This window comes from Rheinheimera sp. KL1 (assembly GCF_001275035.1).
Classification (GTDB): Bacteria; Pseudomonadota; Gammaproteobacteria; order Enterobacterales; family Alteromonadaceae; genus Pararheinheimera; species Pararheinheimera tangshanensis.
Genome location: NZ_LAMX01000026.1, coordinates 73,650 through 93,126 on the forward strand (window position 1 = coordinate 73,650; position 19,477 = coordinate 93,126).

General features: G+C 47.0%; 17 protein-coding genes. 4 read left to right on the plus strand and 13 right to left on the minus strand.

Going from position 1 to position 19,477, the window contains the following annotated elements; genetic code table 11:
* Position 1: 1 nt before the first annotated feature.
* Together aguB and WH43_RS14595 are read right to left on the minus strand one after the other, a co-directional pair.
* Positions 2-892 carry an N-carbamoylputrescine amidase gene (aguB, locus tag WH43_RS14585; RefSeq protein WP_053425330.1) on the minus strand — a complete coding sequence of 297 codons (891 nt, stop codon included), beginning with the start codon at positions 890-892 and terminating at the stop codon, positions 2-4.
* A 263-nt stretch (positions 893-1,155) separates the two neighbouring features.
* Positions 1,156-1,797, minus strand: a complete 642-nt coding sequence (locus WH43_RS14595; protein ID WP_053425332.1) for a peroxiredoxin-like family protein — start codon at positions 1,795-1,797, stop codon at positions 1,156-1,158.
* Between the two features lie 154 nt (positions 1,798-1,951).
* On the opposite strand from WH43_RS14595, the gene WH43_RS14600 reads away from it, so the two are divergent.
* Positions 1,952-3,112, plus strand: a complete 1,161-nt coding sequence (locus tag WH43_RS14600; RefSeq protein ID WP_152342868.1) for an FAD-dependent oxidoreductase — start codon at positions 1,952-1,954, stop codon at positions 3,110-3,112.
* Between the two features lies 1 nt (position 3,113).
* On the opposite strand, the gene WH43_RS14605 is transcribed toward WH43_RS14600, so the two are convergent.
* Genes WH43_RS14605 through WH43_RS14615 form a run of 3 tightly spaced genes read right to left on the minus strand, consistent with a single transcriptional unit; the run spans position 3,114 to position 7,851 of the window.
* Complete coding sequence (locus WH43_RS14605; RefSeq protein ID WP_053425333.1) at positions 3,114-5,441, minus strand: beta-L-arabinofuranosidase domain-containing protein; 2,328 nt, start codon at positions 5,439-5,441, stop codon at positions 3,114-3,116.
* A gap of 43 nt (positions 5,442-5,484) precedes the next feature.
* Positions 5,485-6,432: a glycoside hydrolase family 43 protein gene (locus WH43_RS14610; protein ID WP_053425334.1), complete on the minus strand. Its 948-nt coding sequence runs from the start codon at positions 6,430-6,432 to the stop codon at positions 5,485-5,487.
* A 33-nt stretch (positions 6,433-6,465) separates the two neighbouring features.
* A complete protein-coding gene (locus tag WH43_RS14615; protein ID WP_053425335.1) occupies positions 6,466-7,851 on the minus strand; it encodes an MFS transporter in 1,386 nt (461 codons plus the stop codon).
* Positions 7,852-8,174: 323 nt separating this feature from the next.
* Here WH43_RS14615 and WH43_RS14620 point away from each other — a divergent pair, with 323 nt between their 5' ends.
* The 3 genes from WH43_RS14620 (at position 8,175) to WH43_RS20085 (ending at position 11,206) form a co-directional block, all read left to right on the plus strand.
* Positions 8,175-9,209 (plus strand): arabinan endo-1,5-alpha-L-arabinosidase, encoded by a 1,035-nt coding sequence (locus WH43_RS14620; RefSeq protein ID WP_053425336.1) that lies wholly within the window; start codon positions 8,175-8,177, stop codon positions 9,207-9,209.
* Positions 9,210-9,326: 117 nt separating this feature from the next.
* On the plus strand, positions 9,327-10,430 hold the full coding sequence (locus WH43_RS20080; protein ID WP_053425337.1) for a glycoside hydrolase family 43 protein: 1,104 nt from the start codon (positions 9,327-9,329) through the stop codon (positions 10,428-10,430).
* On the plus strand, positions 10,358-11,206 hold the full coding sequence (locus WH43_RS20085) for an RICIN domain-containing protein (protein WP_152342869.1): 849 nt from the start codon (positions 10,358-10,360) through the stop codon (positions 11,204-11,206). The genes WH43_RS20080 and WH43_RS20085 overlap by 73 nt, the downstream gene beginning before the upstream one ends.
* A gap of 61 nt (positions 11,207-11,267) precedes the next feature.
* Here the strand turns inward: WH43_RS20085 and WH43_RS14635 are convergent, their stop codons facing one another.
* From WH43_RS14635 to cydB, 8 genes are all read right to left on the minus strand, one after another.
* Positions 11,268-12,881: a methyl-accepting chemotaxis protein gene (locus tag WH43_RS14635; protein WP_053425339.1), complete on the minus strand. Its 1,614-nt coding sequence runs from the start codon at positions 12,879-12,881 to the stop codon at positions 11,268-11,270.
* 63 nt (positions 12,882-12,944) lie between these two features.
* Positions 12,945-13,358, minus strand: coding sequence for a type 2 periplasmic-binding domain-containing protein (locus WH43_RS14640; protein WP_053425340.1), 414 nt, complete (start codon positions 13,356-13,358; stop codon positions 12,945-12,947).
* Between the two features lie 11 nt (positions 13,359-13,369).
* Entirely contained in the window at positions 13,370-14,506 is a 1,137-nt protein-coding gene (locus WH43_RS14645; protein ID WP_053425341.1) for a hypothetical protein, read from the minus strand.
* 340 nt (positions 14,507-14,846) lie between these two features.
* Positions 14,847-16,481: a thiol reductant ABC exporter subunit CydC gene (gene cydC / locus WH43_RS14650; protein WP_053425342.1), complete on the minus strand. Its 1,635-nt coding sequence runs from the start codon at positions 16,479-16,481 to the stop codon at positions 14,847-14,849.
* Positions 16,478-17,515: an ATP-binding cassette domain-containing protein gene (locus WH43_RS14655; RefSeq protein WP_053425343.1), complete on the minus strand. Its 1,038-nt coding sequence runs from the start codon at positions 17,513-17,515 to the stop codon at positions 16,478-16,480. Before WH43_RS14655 ends, cydC begins: the two co-directional genes overlap by 4 nt.
* A 32-nt stretch (positions 17,516-17,547) precedes the next feature.
* Positions 17,548-18,195 (minus strand): ABC transporter transmembrane domain-containing protein, encoded by a 648-nt coding sequence (locus WH43_RS14660; protein WP_053425344.1) that lies wholly within the window; start codon positions 18,193-18,195, stop codon positions 17,548-17,550.
* Positions 18,196-18,212: 17 nt separating this feature from the next.
* Entirely contained in the window at positions 18,213-18,329 is a 117-nt protein-coding gene (cydX, locus tag WH43_RS14665; protein ID WP_053425345.1) for a cytochrome bd-I oxidase subunit CydX, read from the minus strand.
* Between the two features lie 10 nt (positions 18,330-18,339).
* The gene (gene cydB, locus WH43_RS14670) at positions 18,340-19,476 is read right to left on the minus strand and encodes a cytochrome d ubiquinol oxidase subunit II (RefSeq protein ID WP_053425346.1); all 1,137 of its coding nucleotides are present in this window, start codon (positions 19,474-19,476) and stop codon (positions 18,340-18,342) included.
* Between the last annotated feature and the right edge of the window lies 1 nt (position 19,477).

Consider the following 19,477-nt stretch of genomic DNA (forward strand, 5'->3'; position numbering starts at 1 on the left):
CTTAGTTGTTACCTTCAGTTGGTATGGTTTTGCCATCTTTGGTTAAGATCGCGCCGTATAAGTCGATACGACGGTCACGGTACACGCCCCAGTTACGACGATTTTTCGCGGTTTCGTCTAAATCGAAGGTGTGAACTAACACAGCTTCGCTGACTTCGTCGGCTTCTTCTACTTTGGCGCCAAACTCGTTGGCAATAAACGAACTACCGTAGAAGGTAATAGCAAAGTCGTCTTCGGTTTCACGACCAATACGGTTCGATGCAATCAGTGGCACTAAGTTAGCAGCGGCATGACCTTGCTGAGTACGTTGCCAGTGTTCACGTGAATTCACTGTTTCATCATGAGGTTCAGTGCCGATAGCTGTTGGGTAGAACAGCAGTTCTGCACCCATTAACGCCATGCTGCGAGCACATTCAGGAAACCATTGATCCCAGCAAATACCTATACCAATTTTGGCATAAGCGGTATCCCAGACTTTAAAGCCTGTGTCACCTGGGGTGAAATAGAACTTCTCGCTGTAACCTGGGCCATCAGGAATATGGCTCTTGCGGTATAAACCTAAGTTACTGCCGTCGGCGTCAATCACGGCTACAGTGTTGTAAAAGCAGTTGCCGGCCTTTTCATAAAAGCTGATAGGCAGAACGACCTTCAACTTTTTGGCAATTTTGCTGAAATGTTTAATAGCCGCGTTGTCTTCGACACTAGTCGCGAACTCTAAATATTCATACTTTTGTTTCTGGCAGAAGTAGTTACGCTCAAACAGTTCCTGCAGCAGGATGATCTGGGCGCCCTGTTCAGCGGCTTCACGGACTAAGCGCTCACCACGGGCAATATTTTCTTCTACATTCCAGCCACCAATCATTTGGGTGGCGGCCACAGTTACCTTACGCATGCAAAGTCTCCTCAAGCCAGAGCTATTATTCAAAGTAGAATTCAAAACAGAATTCGGATCTAAAGATGCAGCTACTCTAGTCAGTTTTATGCTGGAGGGCAATCAAAAGCCAGGGCTGCAAGGGCGCGCAAAATGCCGTATTTTTGGGCTGTCGTCAATGAGTTTTACGTTGTTAGGGCAGAGTTTCAGGGCAGTTCGGGCTGCCCTGAATTAACTATGGGTGGATATGCATAAATATTGGGTTTTTAGTGAATGTCGCTAAGCTATTTGCTTTCCTTGGCCAAACGAGCCGCCAGCAACAACAGCTCAGGCTGTAAGCGGACTTTGTAATTAATATGCTGATAGCTGTACTGCACTAAACCCTCTTTGTTCAGGATATATACTGCAGGCACGGGCAGCACTACTTTGCCGCTGCTTGCTTCCTTATTTAGATTCAGTTTGTAGGTATTTAAATAGGTCGCGCTGGTTTTTTCATCCAGATAATAAGCCACACCAAAAGCAGAGCTTAAATTGAACTGACTGTCGGATAACAGGGTATAAGTAATGGCAGCGCCTTTGGTATCTCTTAAACTGGCCTGAATAGCAGCAGGGCTGTCTGGTGTCACTGCAATCAGCTGATAACCTAAAGCTTCAAGTTTAGGTTCAATCTCACGTAAAGCCGCCAGTTGCAGGTTGCAATAAGGACACCAGCCGCCGCGGTAAAACACCAGCACTGTGTCTTGTTGTCTTAGTACTGAATTAAGATCTACTGCTTTGCCTGTTGCATCCTGCAGACTGACCATAGGGGCCGACATGCCGTTTAATAAGGGTTTAATATCCTCAGGGCTTTGGGCAATGCGGGGTGCTGCCAACAGGCTAAAACTGAACAGGCTGAGGCTAAGTAACAGAATATGCTGAATTTTCATTTTGGTTTTTCCTTAAGTGATATGAGCTTATATACCGGAGTTGTCTGAAGAATCTTTCAGCGGCTGCTGAATAAATGACGAATAATTGCTGATATAGCGCAAAGTAAAAACCCAAAAGCAGGGTAGAATGTGTTGAAGTGAGCAGGAGGTTGTTGTGCTGGATATATTAATTGTAGGTGGTGGTATGGTGGGCGCTTCAGTGGCGCTGAAGTTAAGCCGTGCTGGTATGCAAGTGGGCTTAATTGAAAAGCAGCCCGTCGCGGCTTTTGACCCACAAAGCAGCATCGACTTGCGTGTATCCGCTATCAACAGACGAAGTGAGCAGTGGCTGACGGACTTAGGCGTCTGGTCTTTATTGCAGCAATGGCGTTTATGTCCTTATAAACGATTACAGGCTTTTGAAGGCGAACAGGCAGGTTTAACTTTTCATGCCGATGAAGTGGCGCTGAGCCATTTGGGCCATATCATCGAAAACAACCTGATCCAGCAGGCGCTTTGGGCTAATTTTCCAGCCAGCTTGCAACTGTTTTGCCCAGCCACTGTGACTGGTTTTGAGCAGCACGCTGACTATGCCAGTGTCAGCACCGCAGAATTTGGTGAGTTGAAGGCTAAACTGGTGATAGCAGCTGATGGTGGCCAGTCGCAGCTGCGCCAGTTAGCACAAATTGGCGTGTCGGGTTGGCAGTATCAACAAAGCTGTTTAGTGCTCAAAGTCAACACAGAGTACGAACAGCAAGATATTACCTGGCAGCAATTTAACGAGTCAGGCCCACGGGCATTTTTACCTCTGCCGGGTAAGCAGGGTTCTTTAGTTTGGTACGACCATCATCATAAAATCAAACAGTTAGCTGCATTATCTAAAACCGCTTTGACGGAACAAATTCAGCAAGCTTTTCCCGCCAAGCTTGGCAAAATTACAGTGGAGCAAGTGGCAAGTTTTCCTTTGGCCCGGGTGCATGCCAAGGACTATGTCAAAGGACGGCTGGTGCTGGTGGGCGATGCGGCTCATAGTATTAACCCGCTGGCAGGTCAGGGCGTCAATTTAGGTTTTGCCGATGCGATGTTGTTGTCTGAACTGCTGGAAAAGGCTTTTGCCCAACGCATGGATGTAGCCGAGCCTGAGTTGTTAAAGCAGTACCAAAGCACACGTCAGCGTGAAAATGCGTTGATGATGTCGGCTATGGATCTGTTTTATCAAAGCTTTAGCAGTAGCTTGCCGCCTGTGCGTTTTTTACGTCAGTTGGGCTTAGCCGCAGCAGAAAAGGCTGGCCCTTTAAAGCATTGGGTCAGCCGTTATGCGGTGGGTATCAGTTGAGCTACAACTTCAGTAAACGCACCTGATAAAGTCCACCTGCAATACTGCCCGGCTTGGCGACAAATTTGACGCGGAAATGATCGGCATTTTTTGGCAGCAGATCGTTGGGGATAGGGTAATCGACCTGATACCAGTTTGGTCCTCGGCTATCTTTCAACTCTACATCGGTCAGTTTTTTATCATCCAGCCAGATCTCAAAGGCTCGTCCGGTATCCAGACCAAAATACTCCAGCCGCAAGGTCAGATTCTGCTGGCCCTTGTGGCTTAACAGATAACTAAACCAGCTTTTACTGTGCCGCCAATGTCGGCCCAAATTGATACCTGCCTCACTTTGTTCACCCTGATAAAAATGATCCGACTCAGGTTGCTGTTCACCCGGATAGACTTTATCCAGCGTTTGTTGGTCCAGTAAAGCCGCGGCTTTGTCTTGCTGCTGTTGCTGCTCTTTTTGTTGTTGCCAGAGTTCAAGGCTGGTGTGCTGAAAGTAAATTTGGTATCTGCTGTCGTGTAGCCGGAAAAAGGGGATAAGCTCTGGCTGACCTTGTAAAAAGCCCTGGCCTGTACTGAAGCTCAGAGGTTGATTGGGCAGACGCTTTAAGCTGTTGAGGAAGTTTTTGCTATCACCAATATAAAGTGGTGCAGCGGAGACAGGGCAGGTTGGGCCCGACGCTATATGGCCCATACGGCTGTCGTCAGCAACAAAGCTCAAGCTTTCGTTTTTAAAAGGCGTACTACGACTGGCCAGCACTATAGGGCCGTACAATACCGCATGATAATCGGGCTTGGCTGGCATAGGCTCCAGACTTAACTGCATCGACAGCTCTAGTTTTACTTTGTCGCCTTGTTGCCAGGGGCCTGCCAGCAGAATATGTTCACCTGCTTTGGCTGTGACTTCAATTGCCTTACCGTTACGCCAGACGTTGACGGCACCAGCCCAGGATGGATAACGCAGCTGCAGGTTCAGTGTGCTTGCTGCGTCAAATACCAGTTCAGTGCTGTTTTGATCCGGGAATAGGGTCTGCTGGTGCAGTTTTATTTGTGGAGTGTTCATGCTGGAGGCTATCCACAAATTCACTTGCAAAGCGTTTTTATCAAAACTGTAAATAAATTCGCCATGTTTGCTATGGCTTTCTATGCCTGATCCCACACAACACCACATGCCTTGATCTACTTTGGAATAAACCCGGTAATGTTGCGGTCGCATAGAGGTAAAATACACAAAGCCGCCGTGCTCTGGATGTTGGCTGGCCAGAATATGGTTCCATAAGCCCCGCTCATAATAATCCAGGTATTTGCTCTGGCCGGTCTGGCGGTACAGCAGCATAGAGAGTTTCAGCATATTGTAGGTATTGCAGGTTTCAGGCCCTTCTATTTCATTCAGCATAGGGTTGAAGTCGTCTTTGGGGTGAAAATGCTCCCGCACGCTATTACCACCGATGGCGACAGTGCGCTGCTCGACCACTAAAGACCAGAAGTATTCAGCCGCTTTTAACCAGTTTTTATCGCCTGTTAATTCGGCAATACGGGCTATACCCACTACTTTAGGAATTTGGGTGTTGGCATGCAGGCCGGTTAGCTGGTCTTCGCCTTTTAGTAACGGCTCAAGAATACGTAATTCGGTAAAATCTTTGGCCAATTCCATATAGCTATTGTCAGCAAAAATAACAGCCATATCAGCCAGTACTTCGTTCATGCCACCATGTTCGGTCAGCAGCATTTGCTGAATTTGTTGCGCTGATAAATTCTTCACCAGATTTTTCAGCCAGTTGCCATAATTCAGCAGCAGGGTTTTGGCGCGTTGAACGCCTGTTTGCAGGTAGATATCCCGCAGGCCAGCAAAGGTTTTATGAATATTGTAAAAAGGCACCCAGTGTTGATTCAGGCTAAATAAATCGGCTTCAATCTGGCCTTGCTGTATTTGTTGCCACAAGGCTTTACTGCCGGGCACGCCGCCTAAATAACCTTGCTGAGCCTGCTGGATTGTCTCAAGTTCAGTCAGCAGATAATCCAGTCTGGCTTTGATCTGTTTATTGGCTGTAGCGCTCGCCATAAAGGCCAGAGCACTCAGGTAATGCCCCAGCATATGACCGTCTAAGCCGGTATTTTCCCAGTTGCCATAGGATTCTGTCTTTTGCTCAATACCCGCTTCACGGCGCAGTGGTGCCAGCAGTTTGTCCGCATCCAGCGCCAGTAAGTACTGCAGATTGGTTTGCTCTGAATATGAAAATGGGCCGTCGGTTAAGCGCACTTCTTTGAGTGGCACAGTCGTTAACGCAGCAGCTTGCAGGCAGAAACTGGTGACCAACAACAGGGAAAATAATAGTCGCATTGATGACACCTCTTAGGTCAGAGCCCAGGCTCTGACCCGCTAATTACTCCTGTAAAGAAGGGCGGCCAAATAGCGGCATCCCCTGATCATCCCAGCGCAGCGCTTTGACATAGGTATGGCGGTTTGGATCCCAGAGTGGATCGCCGACTATTTCAGTGTAGGTGCGGGCGTGATACACCAGTAAGTCCGTGCGGCCATCGGCGGATACCGTAAAGCTGTTATGGCCAGGGCCATAGACTTTATGTTCAAAGCAGCTTTGTAGCACTGGCTGTTTTAACTTATGCCAGCTTTGTGGGTCCATCAGGTTGGCATTTTCATCGGCCCACAATAGCCCCATGGCATAGTTTTCATCTGTGGCACTGGCAGAGTAGCTGATAAAAACTTTGCCGTGACGAATAAGCACGCTCGGGCCTTCATTGACCCAAAAACCACGGATTTCCCAGTCAAATTCAGGTTTACTCAAAAGTACGGGCTGGCTGCTGATTTTGTCTGGTGTATCCATAGTGGCTATGTATAAATTGCTGTTGCCTTCAATCTGATTGTCTTTTTGCGCCCATAGATAATACAGCTGGCCCTGATGTTCAAAAGTGGTGGCGTCCAGGCAAAAAGTATCTATGCCGGTATCAATCTGGCCTAAAAACTGCCATTGGCCCGAGGTAGGATCTGCGTCTTTGCAGCAAATCACATACATACGGTGCTGAAACAGTTTGTTTTTAATCTCGCGACTGGGCGCTGCGGCAAAGTAGATATACCAGGCACCCTGACGAAAATGAATTTCCGGCGCCCATATAAGCTCTGAATAAGGTCCGGTATCGGGTTTTAACCAGGCCGTGATGGGGGATGATTGCGTCAGTTCTTCAATGGTGCGAGCACGACGCAACTCGACTCTGTCATAGGCTGGCACAGAGGCGGTGAAATAATAATAACCATCGCTATGGCGATAAATGCAGGGGTCAGCCCGCTGCTCAATTAAAGGCGTTAACAATCGCATAAAAACTCCAGTGCGTTAGTCGTCTACAAAAATTTATTTAGCATTCACCAGCTGAACTTTAGCTGTTGCCTGCTCAGGCTTTGGGGGCTCAATTTGGCCTGCCACCATGTCCTGATAAAAGTTGTCGGTGATTTTGTATTTGTACATCAGAAGGCCCATCAACAAATGGAAGAAGCCCGGGATCACCGATAACATCAGTGCTATACCCAATAAACTGAAATCGCTTTGCATTTGATCGGGTTGATAATCAAAGAAGGCTAATAAGCTGCCAACGACAAAACCCGCTATGCCCATGCCTGCTTTCTGGCAAAAGGAAATACCACCAAAAGCTAAACCTGATACACGCTGACCGGTTTTGTGTTCGCCATAATCCACGGCTTCGGCAATAGCCGACCAGAACACAGGCGCGTGCAAATCCACAACAAAAGAGAGTAAAAAATACAACAAAAAAGCCAGCCAGAGATCACCGGGTTTGACCAGTACAAACAGCAGCACACTTAATACCGCCACCACAATCTGGCTGTGCCGAAATAGTTTTACTTTGCAATGATGTTTAGTGATCCAAGTCGATGCCACCATGGCCAGAATAGCGGCGACCACGCCAGTAGATAAAAAGGCGGACAGCAGAGCGGCGTCTCCACCCAGATAATACTTGGCGTAATAGGCCGCCACTGAGCCGCGAATGACATAACCAATAGTACCTGTGACACAAACAGCACACAAAATCAGCCACTGATCATTTTTTAATAACAGCTTTAACTGACTGAAAAAAGGTTTGGTTTCCACCTGATGCTGCAAACGCTCAGTGGTATTAAAAAAGCAGAATAAAAACAATAAACTGGCCATAGCACCCATCAAACCCATAGCGGCCTGATAACCAGCAGCCAGTTGGCCTTCGCCCCATTGAGCTGCGAGCACTGGCACAATAATAGTGACTAAAAAAGCAGCTATTTTGGCGAAAAACAAACGGTAGCCATTGGCGGATAAACGCTCTTTCGGGCAATCGGTCAAGACACCGATAATGGAAATATAGGGGATAGTGACAGCAGTAAACATCAGGGTGACAAAGATGTAGGTGGCATAGGCCCACACCAGTTTACCGTTGTAGTCCAGATCCGGTGTTGAGAAGGTTAAAAACACCGAGATGCCAAAAGGGATCGCCATAAAGAGGAAATAATGCCGGTAGCGGCCCCAGCGGGTGGTAAATTTATCGGTCAGCATGCCCATCAAAGGGTCGGTAACTGCATCAATCAGCCGCACCACCAGAAATAAAATGGCAACGTCTGCGGCTTTTAAGCCAAAGATATCGGTGTAAAAAAACGTGATGATAAGCATCATGGAAGAAATGACTACATTGACTGCCATATCGCCGGCGCCAAAGCCAATTTTCTCCATAATAGATAGTTTATAACCTGCCATTCGACTCCCCTGTGATTTACATCAGCTTTATGCTCAGTTTTTCTCATCCGCCATTAAAACGCGGCTGGGTCCTGATGCTAAAGCCTGTTTTATATCGTTTATGATCTTATAGTATTACTAATAAGTTGGGCTGGCAAGTCAGCAAAAGCTTGGTTTTTACAGCCATTAATTAGTGTTTATCTATTTGTTTTATATGGTTATTTATTGATTTTTTTTGCTGGGTTCAGCGCAATAGTGGGCAGTAGTGCTTCTGCATTTTATTGCTTGCTAAGTTGAACTTATGCTATTTGTAATACAAATTCAACTAAAACAGGATTCACTGTATGGGCAAGCCTAAATCTTCTATTGCTTTGCTTGGGTTGTCACTTTTTAGCGGCTGTCTGCTTTATGTCAACTCGTTGCAAGCTGAACAGGTTAGCATTCATGATCCGGTGCTGGCGAAAGAAAAGGGCCAGTATTTTTTATACAGCACAGGGCCGGGCATCACCTTTTATCAATCCAGTGATTTAACAAACTGGCGTTTAGGTGGTCGGGTGTTTGCAGCTGAACCGACCTGGGCCAAATCTGTATCCCCAAGCTTTGATGGTCATATTTGGGCACCTGATATTTTTCAGCATCAGGGCAAGTTTTATTTGTATTACTCCATCTCGGCTTTTGGTAAAAACACCTCGGCTATTGGGGTCACAGTGAACACTACTTTGGATCCTAACGATCCAGCCTATCAATGGGTGGATCAGGGCATAGTGTTACAGTCTGTGCCACAGCGGGATTTATGGAATGCGATAGACCCAGCAGTGATTTTGGATGAACAAGGCCAGGCCTGGATGAGTTTTGGCTCCTTTTGGGAAGGCCTGAAACTAGTGAAACTGGACCCCACTTTAACCCGTATAGCGCAACCTGAACAGTGGCATACGCTGGCCAAAGCAGAGCGGCCTGCATTTTTAGATGACGCTGAACCTGGCCCTGCTGAGCTAGAAGCGCCTTTTATCTACAAAAAAGGCCAGTTTTATTATCTCTTTGTTTCCTATGGCAAATGTTGTCGCGGTAAAGACAGCACTTACTATATGGTGGTCGGTCGTTCTCAAACCTTAACCGGACCTTATCTGGATAAAAACGGTAAGGATTTAGCCGCAGGTGGCGGTTCTGTTTTATTGAAAGGTAACAAAGACTGGCCGGGTTTAGGCCATAACTCTGTGTATGCTATGGATGGCAAAGATTATCTGGTGTTTCATGCCTATGAAATGGCAGACAAGGGTCTGCAAAAGTTGAAGATCACTGCATTGGAGTGGGATAACCATGGCTGGCCTTTGGTGAATGAAAAAGACTGGTTGGGCTATCAGAGTGTGCTGGTTCGCTAAATTCTGACTTAGGCGAAGGATCGCCGCCGCTGTTGTTTTCTTTTGTTTTTCGTTTTAGACTCATAAAGTCTTATTGTAATACAAATATAAGATTCAACAGATCAGACAGGGGTAGCTATGAATTTCAGTACAAAGCCTTTGCCCGGCTTCAAAGGGTATCGTCTGCCATTGGCTATCAGCTTACTTAGTGTGTTGGCCGCTTGCTCGCCTGAACCAAAAAGCAGGGAAGCAGTTTTAGTAGCTGCGCCACCAGTGACAGCAGCTGCCGCTGCTATTGAAGATCAAAGTTTTACCAATCCACTATTTGCCAATGGTGCTGATCCCTGGCTGGAGTATTGGCAAGGCAATTATTACCTGACCACAACCACCTGGACTTCTCAGTTGGTGATGCGTAAATCGCCGACTCTGGCCGGTTTAGCCAATGCCACTCCGGTCAATATCTGGTCTGAAACCAATCCAAAAAGTTGCTGTAACTTCTGGGCTTTTGAATTTCATCGTTTGCAGGGGCCTGACGGTCCTCGTTGGTACATGATCTATACCTCGGGCAAGCAGGAAAACTTAGATGGTCAGCATTTATCTGTGCTGGAAAGTGCAGGGGACGATCCTATGGGGCCTTATCAGTACAAAGGCTCGCCTATGCCTGATAGCTGGAACATCGACGGTAACTACCTAGAACATAATGGAAAATTGTATCTGTTATGGTCAGAGTGGGTAGGGGATGAGCAACTGAACTGGATAAGTCAAATGTCTAACCCCTGGACTTTAACAGGCGAGCGCATGGTGTTATCCCGACCGTCCCTTCCTTGGGAACAGTCAGGTCGTAAGGTGAATGAAGGCCCTGAAGTGCTAAAACATCAAGGCCGTACCTTTGTGATTTACTCCGCCAGTTTTTGTGACACAGCGGATTATAAATTAGGGCTGTTGGAGTTAACAGGTGCCAATCCGATGGACGCCAAATCCTGGACTAAAGCAGAGCAACCTGTGTTTGAACGCGGTAATGGCGTCTTTGGTCCAGGTCACAATGGTTTTTTCACCTCACCTGACGGCAGCGAAAACTGGCTGGTGTATCACGGCAATAATAAAGAAACTGAGGGTTGCAGCGCGACCCGCTCAGTGCGTGCTCAGCCATTTACATTCAAGCAAGATGCATGCCGGATTTTGGTACTCCAGTACCTGAAGGTCAGACGGTTGCAGCTCCATCAGGTGAAAATGGTCCTTTAGTTGTGGTGCCTGAAGGGGTGAAATGGCAGGTTGTGAATCGCGCCACTCAGCTTTGTCTGGCGTCCTCTGCACAAGGGCTAACAGAGCAGGCTTGTGATAAACAAGGGCAGTGGATTATCGACCTCACTACCAAAGGACGTTACCGCCTGGCCGATAGTGAGGGACGCTATCTTGGTGCAAACCGCGATTTATCGGCCTGGATCAATCAGCCAAGTCAGCAGTGGCAGCTAAAAGCTGGTCCAGATGGTTATCACCAGGTGCTTAACGCTGCAGATCAAAAGCCACTCGCTGTCGTAGACTGCAAAGCAGAAGATGCAGCTTTATGTCAGGACTGGTTGTTGCTGCCAATGGGTAAGACGGTAGTGAGCAGCCGACAAAGTGGTAAGGTGCTGAGTACAGAAGATTGTACTGCCGGGAACAATACTTTGGTCACACAGCAAAGCTGGACTCAACAAGGCTGTCAGCAATGGAACTGGAAAGTAGGGCAGGCGGGTTATGTTCAGCTGCACAACAGCCTGAACCCGGAACTTTGTCTGATAGTGAAAGACGATGCATTGGCACCTGGTGCTGATTTGGTATTAGGCAATTGTGCAGCAAAATCCAGTCAGTGGGCTTTGCAATTACTCACCAATGGTGCTGTGTCTTTGTTATCTCAACATACAAAGCAGGTGGTTGATCTGCCCAGTTGCAGTTTGTTCGACGGGGTTGGGTTGAAACAGGCTTCAGAACAGTCTGATGCAATTTGTCAGCAATTTCAGCTCAGAACTACAGACTAAAAGAATTCGGGCCAGAGTAAAATGCAGGGTATGACTTCATTTTACTCTGGCCCGGATTCAGTTATTCCCTGAATTTAGACGAGACGGTATTCAGCTCCTGAGCCAGACCGCGTAGTTGGTCTGAAATATCAGCTACTGTGCTTTGCACCTGAATAGTACGGCTAAATGAGTCGGCCATTTGGTGGGTATTATCCAGCACCAAACTTGCTACCATGGTTTGCTCTTCTGTGGCAGTCGCTATTTGGGCATTGACCATATTAATTTTGTCAATTTCCTGATTAATCAGCTCAATAGAGCTGCCTGCTTCGGCCGTCAACACTGCGCTGTTATTGGCTTTGGTGACAGCCTGGTCCATGAGTCGGACTGCACTATCAACGTTTTGTGTTAGCTTGCCTAACAAATCACGAATAGTAGTCACAGATGAGGCGGTGCGGGATGACAATAAACGCACTTCATCCGCAACTACGGCAAAACCACGACCTTGTTCACCAGCACGTGCGGCTTCGATAGCTGCGTTGAGTGCCAGTAAGTTGGTTTGATCGGCAATATCATTGATGCTTTTTAAAATACCGCCAACTTCCTGAGTTTGTTTGGCAAGGTCGGTAATCACACTGCTGGTTTGAGCAATTTCTCCGGCCAAATCTTTGGAAGCCTGCACGGACGAGGTGGTTTTTTCATAACCTAGTTTGGCAAGGCGGCTGGCATCATTCGCGCTGCCAGAGGCGGCATTGGCCGACTGGCTGATATCTTTGACGCTGCTTTGCATCTCTTCCATTGAGTGAGAGACGGTATCTGCATCATTTTTCTGTTGGCTTGTCATGCTATCTAACTCACGCATGCCTCTGGACAACTCGTCCGCCGTGCGGCTTACAGGGTCGACTAAATGAGCTATGGCCACAAAAGAGCTTTGTAGCAAAGCGATAAATTCGTTGAAGTTGCGGGCTACAGCACCAAATTCATCTTCAGAGTCTATCGCAAGACGGCTGGATAAAGAGCCTTTTCCCGACGCTAAAACCTGCAGCGAACTGGCCAGATCATTGGCTGTCTTACTGATGTTGCGGCCTATCACATGACCGACAACAGCCATAATAATCAATAGGATAGTTCCACATAACACAATGATAAGCACTGAACGCTCTGATGAGGCAGACATATCTACCAGTATTTGTTGGAAGTTATCATCTGTTTGTTTTTGGTAGGATACAAAACCAGTTTTAGCTGTTTCGTACAAAGCCGTTTTATTTTGAATAATGCTTTGTGCTGCACTCATATCCAAAGTGCCATCAATCATCGACTGCGCTATCTCTGCTGCAGCTGTGGCATAGGCGTTAAAATTCTTTTCCAGTGTTTCCAGTTGTTTCAGATTAGCGGTATCAAGTTTTTTAAGCTGAGCCAGATTAGTGACCACCCGATCTTCAGTGGCTTTGGCTGTACTGAGGATGTCTGGATCAGACAAAGAAACCGACTGAGTAAAAAACTCTTCAACGGCATTAAACTCCACCACTATTTGAGAGGCGAGTTTAGAACTGTCATACATTTTATCTTTAAGCAGCACAATGCTGTCGGCATTGCGGGCGGTAAAGTAAATGGACGACGTCAAAACTATCAAGAAAGCCAGAATTGCGATGGCAATAATAAGCCAGATTTTTTTTAATAAACTCAGGTATTTCAGCATAAGTAGTATCCAGAGTATGGCTTACAACAAAGGCAGGTGATGTGATCACCTGCCTGCCAGGCTTTAATTCAGTGTTAAAGCTACTTTGACATTACCAGTAACAGCGCCCGCACTGACATAGCCAATAGCTGCAGGGTTTTTTGCTACTGTATCCAGCACTTCCTGTTCTGATGCCAGTTCTTTTGGTGGTGTTCCTTTACCTGTGAATACCAGCTTAGACCAATAAGCTTTCATCTGGCTCGAAGAACGCCCCAGCGCTTTTTGATCAAAATCGGCACGAGCTGCAACTGTCTCTGTCAGATTTACTGGCTCAGCTGCTTTGCCATCAGTAAAGGTTTTAGCACGGCCGGTAAAAATTTTATTGATATCATCCTGCGACAAGGCTGCCGCATTGGATGGGTGAACTATCACTGCCACATTGGCAACTGCCATAAAGCTAAGAGCCAGAGCAGGAATTAAGATTAATTTTTTTAACATGATTGGATTCCTTAAAACACCAGATCTACGCCAACAACCAAGACGCTGTCTTTACGATCAGCAGTTTTATTGTCTGCACTGGTGTATTGAGCTTTAAATGCAGCTGATGGGTGGAAGTCATAACGCACACCAAGGTTAATACTGTCGCGTTCAAGTTGCTGACGATTTACCACGCTTGAGACTGCACCATAAATTGGTGACGCCGTTGGTATAGCTGCGTACAGTTCAGTTTTTGCTGTGTTATCTTCTTTTTCAAACGACACATAGGGAGTGATGGTATCAAAACGATGTCCGACAGAAATATAATAAGATTTCTGATCGGTAATAAACGAATCATCAACTGTCGCTTTCGTAATTTCTGATACCACTACCCAGTCATTTTTATCGATATTAAAGCCAACACCGGCGAAAGAGCTGGATTCATCCACTATATCTAAATCTTTAGCTAAAGCGCCTAAGCCAAAAGCGGTTAGTTGCGCGTACAAGCCAGACACTGGAGTATCCAGTTGGTTGATAGAGAACGTCGATTTACCGATCAGATAAGCCATACGGAATGAATAACCATCCTGACCTACTTCCCAGGCTACACCTGTCACGTTGTCAATTTGCGCTTCAGCCGTTGTACCACCTATTTCTTCTTCACCATCGTAACTGCCGATAATCAGCTGTAAAGTGGAATCAAAATTACCTAATGTGGTGGTATGGTACAAGGATGCACCTTCAATGGTATCAAAACCTAAACCGTACACGCTTTGCGGTACCCGCGACCAATCATAGGCGTAACCTACATCACGGAAGTCTGAGTATTTGTAAAACGGAGTCCTTAAACGACCTGCGTTCACACGCAGAGTATCGGTTAAATCGTAACTTAAAAAAGCCCATTCAAATTTAACATCCCAGTCGTCAGCGCCGCGGCCTAATAACTGAGCCGTCACTGAGAGTTTGTCGCCTAAGTCTGATTTCACTTGCAGTGCAGCCAAACTTTCGTTTTTAAAGCTGAAATCATCGTCGTAGCCATAGAGCTCGTCATCGTTGCTCAATGCCATACCGCCTTTGATTGAAGCAAAACCGTTAATGTCTACTGCGGCCTGACTCGCGCCGCAAAAAGACGCAGCTATAGTGGCTGCCAGTAATGTACGTTTTAACATAGGGTATCCTCATCAATGTTATATGTAGTGCGTGTTTTAAAGGCTAAGCAGCCTTAGCTTTTGAGAGATTTACTAGTCAACCTTGACTAAGTTTTTGTTTTCTATAAGGTGTAAAACCTCACATCTGGTCTGATGTCTATGTCCGAGTCGACTGCGTCAATTTTGTACCTTTTTATATTTGCATTAACTTTTGTCGTTTGAATTGTACAACCTGACGAATTGAATTACTAGTTTTTTCAAATTTATCATATTTTCGTTTGTGTCTGAGATGGAAAAAACCTGTGTCTCTGCCTTTTAAACATAGCTAAGAGCACAGGTTTTGTAGAGATTTTTGTTTGATTTACAACAGCTTTAGCTGAAGTTGTTGGCAGTTTTGCAGAGCAGGCAGAGACTGATGACTGGCGACGATAAGAATTTGCTGCGAACAGCGGCGACTCAAGATTTGAAACAGTTGATCCGCTGTGGCTGGATCCAGCCCAACGAAAGGCTCATCAAGTAAAAGGATCTGGTGGGGTTGTAACAGCAAACGCGCCAAGGCGATACGTCTGGCTTGGCCGCCAGAGACTGCAACCCCATATTCACCCAATTCAGTATCAAGCCCCAGAGGTAAACGGGTCAGCCATTGTTCTAACTGAGCATCGGCCAAAACCTGTCGCAGCTCTTCATCACTGGCCTGCGGTTTTGCCAGGCGCAGATTCGCAGCGAGCGACATATTAAATAAGCTGACCTGTTGCGATAGTAAACCTATGTGGTGCCGCAGTGTTGAGTCCTGATACAGCTGTAGCTCCTGACCATTGAGCAGAATGCGGCCTGACGCAGGCTTCAGCCAGCCTGCCAGAGTACAGAGAAAAGTAGATTTTCCCACGCCTGATGGGCCTTGTAACCATAACATCTCACCGGATTTTAACTGATAATTCACAGCAGATGTCTGCTGTACAGCGTCGGGATAAGCCACACTCACTTGCTGTAGTTCAAGGGTTAAAGGCCCGCTAAGATGATGTAAAGAACCTTTTGGTGTCTCAGCTTGTATCTGATCCAGCCGTTGTTTTGCCATCAGACTGTCGGCCAGGTGGCGGTACAAAGTTGCTAAGGGTAACCAGAGCTCTGTTAAAGCTAAAGTCGACATCAACATAGCCACTAAAGCGGCAATACTGATCTGTTGCTGCTGCAGTAAAGGTAAAGCTGTCCACAACAGATGAAAAGCCATCAGTGCCAAAATACTCAAGAGTAAAAACTGACAACACAGATCCAATACGCTCTGGCGCCATACCAACTTCTGATACTGCTGCTCTGTCTGTTGCCATTGCTGCTCTGCTGCAGTCCAGCCCTGATGCAGTTGTAACATGGTCAGGGCGGATAAAGGTTCCAGTAATTCCTGCCTGCGTTGGGACGCCATTTCGACTAAAGTACAAGCCCGGCTATACCCTAAAAGTACAGCGAACACAGGCACTAGTAGCAAGCCAAGCAGATAACAGAAAGCAATTTGAGCCAGGTCGTTTTGCCAAAACCATAATAGAGTTAACCAGCCTGCGCTTATCAGACAAGCCCAGAATACCGGAGCTATTACGCGCAAAGGCCATTGATCCAGCCGGTCTATGTCGGTGATCAAGCGCTGCAACAGATCGGCTGATTTGGCATCAGGTGTATGGCTGCTGGCTAAAAACCGTCGCATAAACCACAGCCTTAGTTGTTGTAGCAACAGCAAGATGGCGTTGTGCGAGCTTAAGCGCTCAAAGTAGCGGCCCGCAGTGCGGCTGATGGCAAAAAAGCGAATAAGAGCGGCAGGGCCAAAGTAGTTAAAACTACCAGCACTTGCCAGTTGCAAACCAGCCAAAGCAGAGGCGGTAATAAACCAACCGGAGACAGTGAATAACCCCATAATACTGGCCAGGGTTAAAGCCCCTAAGGTCAGACTAAGTAACCACCAGTGCCAGTGTGGACGCATCAAAGCGGAGAGTTTCAGTTGATCTTTCATTGGCTTTCCTGCGCATAACTGGCCTGATAGAGCGGATGAGCCTGAATTTCTGTCACTGTGCCTTTGGCGACAATCTGTCCCTGTACAATAAGCCATACCTGATCCAGCCAGTCCAACTGCTGCAACTGATGAGTGGCCAGCAACAGAGTTTTGCCGCGGCTTAACTGTTCAAGCTGCTGAAAATAATGCTGTTGTTGCTCTTTTGGTAGCATGGAGGCTGGCTCATCCAACAACCAACACCAACTTTGTTTCAATAAAGCTCTGGCCAGCGCTAGGCGTTGTAATTGCCCCCCCGACAAGCCAATACCACTCTCGGCAAGTACAGTGTCCAGTCCCGCAGGTAAGGCAAAAACAAAGTCTGCACATAAAGCTTGTTGTAGTACCAGTTTAAGCTCATCTTCTGTGGCGCTTGGTTTAGCCACTAATAAATTGCTGCGCAAGCTGCCACTTAGCCACTGACTTTGTTGAGATAAATACAACAGTTGTTGTCGCCATTGAGCTAGATTCAGATCCGTCAACTTCTGATCGCCAATCTTGATCTGTCCTTGCGCCGGTTGCTGAAAGCCCAATAAAGACTCAAGCACACTGGTTTTTCCCGCACCACTTGGCCCAGTTAAAGCTATACGTTGCGCCGGTAATACCTTGGCCTGAATATCTGTCAATAATGCAGCCCTGTGCTCTGAGCCTTGCAGGCTAAACTGCTGAAATTCAATGCAGACAGCTTCTGTCGGGGCAGGAGAGTCGCCGCCTCTGCAAAGAGGTACAGTCCAGATCGGTGCCAGACTGGCAAAAGCGGCTTCGGCTTGAGCTTTGGCATGATAGTCTGAACCTAGCTGGCGCAGAGGTGCATAAAACTCTGGTGCCATTAATAAAATAAACAGGGCGGGTTGGTAAGAGACAGGGATCTCTGCTTTGGCCCATGGCAACTCGCCTAATAACCCCAAGCCCAGATACAAAGCCACTAAAGCTATGGCTAAAGAGGCAAATAATTCCAGCACAGCGCCGGATAAAAAGGCTTTGCTTAACACAGACATAGTGCGGGTTCTGTAGTCTTCACTGGCGTTATTTAGCGATTTAATACCAAAGGTTCAGCTTGTAATTGGCGGATAAGTGCAGCGCCTCGTAAAAACTCCAGAAAACGTCCGCCCAACAGACCTAAAGCCTGAACTTGCTGCTGACTGGCCTGTGCAGCTCTTTTACCCAGTAAAATCATAAAAATAGGGATAAGAGGGGCAGTGGCCAATAACAGTAGCGCTGCCAACAGACTTTGAGTGGCTACAGCAACAGAGATAAATAAAGGGCAAAGCACAACCAGAAAAAGCTGTGGATAATACCGACTGATATAAGGGTCAAGCGCATCCACTTGTTCCAGCAAACGGGTGGATAAATCGCCGTCAGAGGCGATACGTTGACGCAGTGGCCCGGCTTGACTAATAAGTTGAAGTAATTGGTGCCGAACAGATGTACGTATGTTCTGGCTGGCAGAGAGGCCAAGCAGATCTTTAGCCGCTAACAACAGAGGGCGTAGCAGCCACAGTACTAAAATATGCAACAGCAAAGAGCTTGGAATTGGTTGCTGATGTAAAGCCAAATCACATAAAGTCGCCAGCAACCAGCACTGCCAAATCATCAGTAATGAAGCCGTTGCTCCCAGCGCTATGGCCAGGTGCAAACGGCTTTTTTCTGACTGGACTATTTGCCTTAAAGACAACACAAGCGTCAAATCCTTATTTACTCTGATGGCTCGTTTTCTTCGCCAGGGTAGCCATTAAATTCCAGCCACATCGCATTAATAATGCCAAAAGAGCAGGCCAGTAACACGCCTAAAATCCAGGTGAAATACCACATAAACTGCTCCTTAATACAATGAATGAGTGTTGCTGCTGATCGTATTGCGATTCAGGCGGCCCCACATTTTCCAGTAACACCAGGCTGTGTAGCCCAGAATGATAGGTACAAAGATACAAGCGACCACAAACATGATTTTTAAGGTCAGTTCGCTGGAAGTTGCATCCCACATCGTCAGGCTATGGTTTGGCATGCTGCTGGATGGCATAATAAAAGGAAACATTGACACGCCGCAGGTCATAATCACGCCTACAATGGCTAGCGAAGAAGCGACAAAAGCCTGCCAGCCCTTAGCCATTTTGCTGCAAAGCGCACTGACCAGGAATGCAGCTACACCTAGCAAAGGAAAAATCCATAGCAGCGAGTAGCTTTCATAATTGCTTAGCCAGGCACCGCTACTGACTTCCACTGTTTTCGTTACCGCACTATTAATAGCATTGCTGTCTATGACGCTGGTCACTTTATAGCCCATACCAGCGGAAGCCAGCCAAACTCCGGCAGCGATAAACAGCACCGCAGCTAGGCTCGCACTGATCAAGGACACAGCCTCAGCTCTTTGACGCAGTGGCGCTTCGGTTTTCATTTGCAGATAGCAGGCGCCCTGGTTGATAAACATCAGCAGGCTAAACACACCAACCAACAAAGCAAAGGGGTTTAACAAAGCCCAGAATGAGCCTGTGTAGTAAATCCGCAGCAGTTCGTCAAAGTGAAAAGGAACACCTAGCAGCAGGTTGCCAAAGGCTACACCAAAGATAATGGGGGGGATGGCAGAACCCGCTGTTAAAGCCCAGTCCCAGTTGCTACGCCATTTAGCATTATCCAGCTTAGAGCGGTAATCAAAACCAATAGGACGCAGGAATAAAGCGGCCAGCGTCAGCATCATCGCCAGATAAAAACCACTGAAGGCTGTGGCATAAACCGGAGGCCAGGCAGCAAATAAAGCACCACCAGCGGTAATGAGCCAGACCTGATTACCATCCCAGTGTGGCGCAACTGCATTGATCAGTATGCGGCGTTCTGTATCGTCGCGGCCTATCACTTTTAACAGAGCACCGACACCCATATCAAAACCATCTGTAATGGTAAAACCAATCAGCAAGACGCCAACCAATAACCACCAGATAAAGCGTAAAAATTCATAATCCATA

Coding starts and splice junctions, on each gene's coding strand:
- aguB (WP_053425330.1), bottom strand. CDS start 892: ATGCGTAAGGTAACTGTGGCCGCCACCCAAATGATTGGTGGCTGGAAT.
- WH43_RS14595 (WP_053425332.1), bottom strand. CDS start 1,797: ATGAAAATTCAGCATATTCTGTTACTTAGCCTCAGCCTGTTCAGTTTT.
- WH43_RS14605 (WP_053425333.1), bottom strand. CDS start 5,441: ATGCGACTATTATTTTCCCTGTTGTTGGTCACCAGTTTCTGCCTGCAA.
- WH43_RS14610 (WP_053425334.1), bottom strand. CDS start 6,432: ATGCGATTGTTAACGCCTTTAATTGAGCAGCGGGCTGACCCCTGCATT.
- WH43_RS14615 (WP_053425335.1), bottom strand. CDS start 7,851: ATGGCAGGTTATAAACTATCTATTATGGAGAAAATTGGCTTTGGCGCC.
- WH43_RS14620 (WP_053425336.1), top strand. CDS start 8,175: ATGGGCAAGCCTAAATCTTCTATTGCTTTGCTTGGGTTGTCACTTTTT.
- WH43_RS20080 (WP_053425337.1), top strand. CDS start 9,327: ATGAATTTCAGTACAAAGCCTTTGCCCGGCTTCAAAGGGTATCGTCTG.
- WH43_RS20085 (WP_152342869.1), top strand. CDS start 10,358: ATGCCGGATTTTGGTACTCCAGTACCTGAAGGTCAGACGGTTGCAGCT.
- WH43_RS14635 (WP_053425339.1), bottom strand. CDS start 12,881: ATGCTGAAATACCTGAGTTTATTAAAAAAAATCTGGCTTATTATTGCC.
- WH43_RS14640 (WP_053425340.1), bottom strand. CDS start 13,358: ATGTTAAAAAAATTAATCTTAATTCCTGCTCTGGCTCTTAGCTTTATG.
- WH43_RS14645 (WP_053425341.1), bottom strand. CDS start 14,506: ATGTTAAAACGTACATTACTGGCAGCCACTATAGCTGCGTCTTTTTGC.
- cydC (WP_053425342.1), bottom strand. CDS start 16,481: ATGAAAGATCAACTGAAACTCTCCGCTTTGATGCGTCCACACTGGCAC.
- WH43_RS14655 (WP_053425343.1), bottom strand. CDS start 17,515: ATGTCTGTGTTAAGCAAAGCCTTTTTATCCGGCGCTGTGCTGGAATTA.
- cydX (WP_053425345.1), bottom strand. CDS start 18,329: ATGTGGTATTTCACCTGGATTTTAGGCGTGTTACTGGCCTGCTCTTTT.
- cydB (WP_053425346.1), bottom strand. CDS start 19,476: ATGGATTATGAATTTTTACGCTTTATCTGGTGGTTATTGGTTGGCGTC.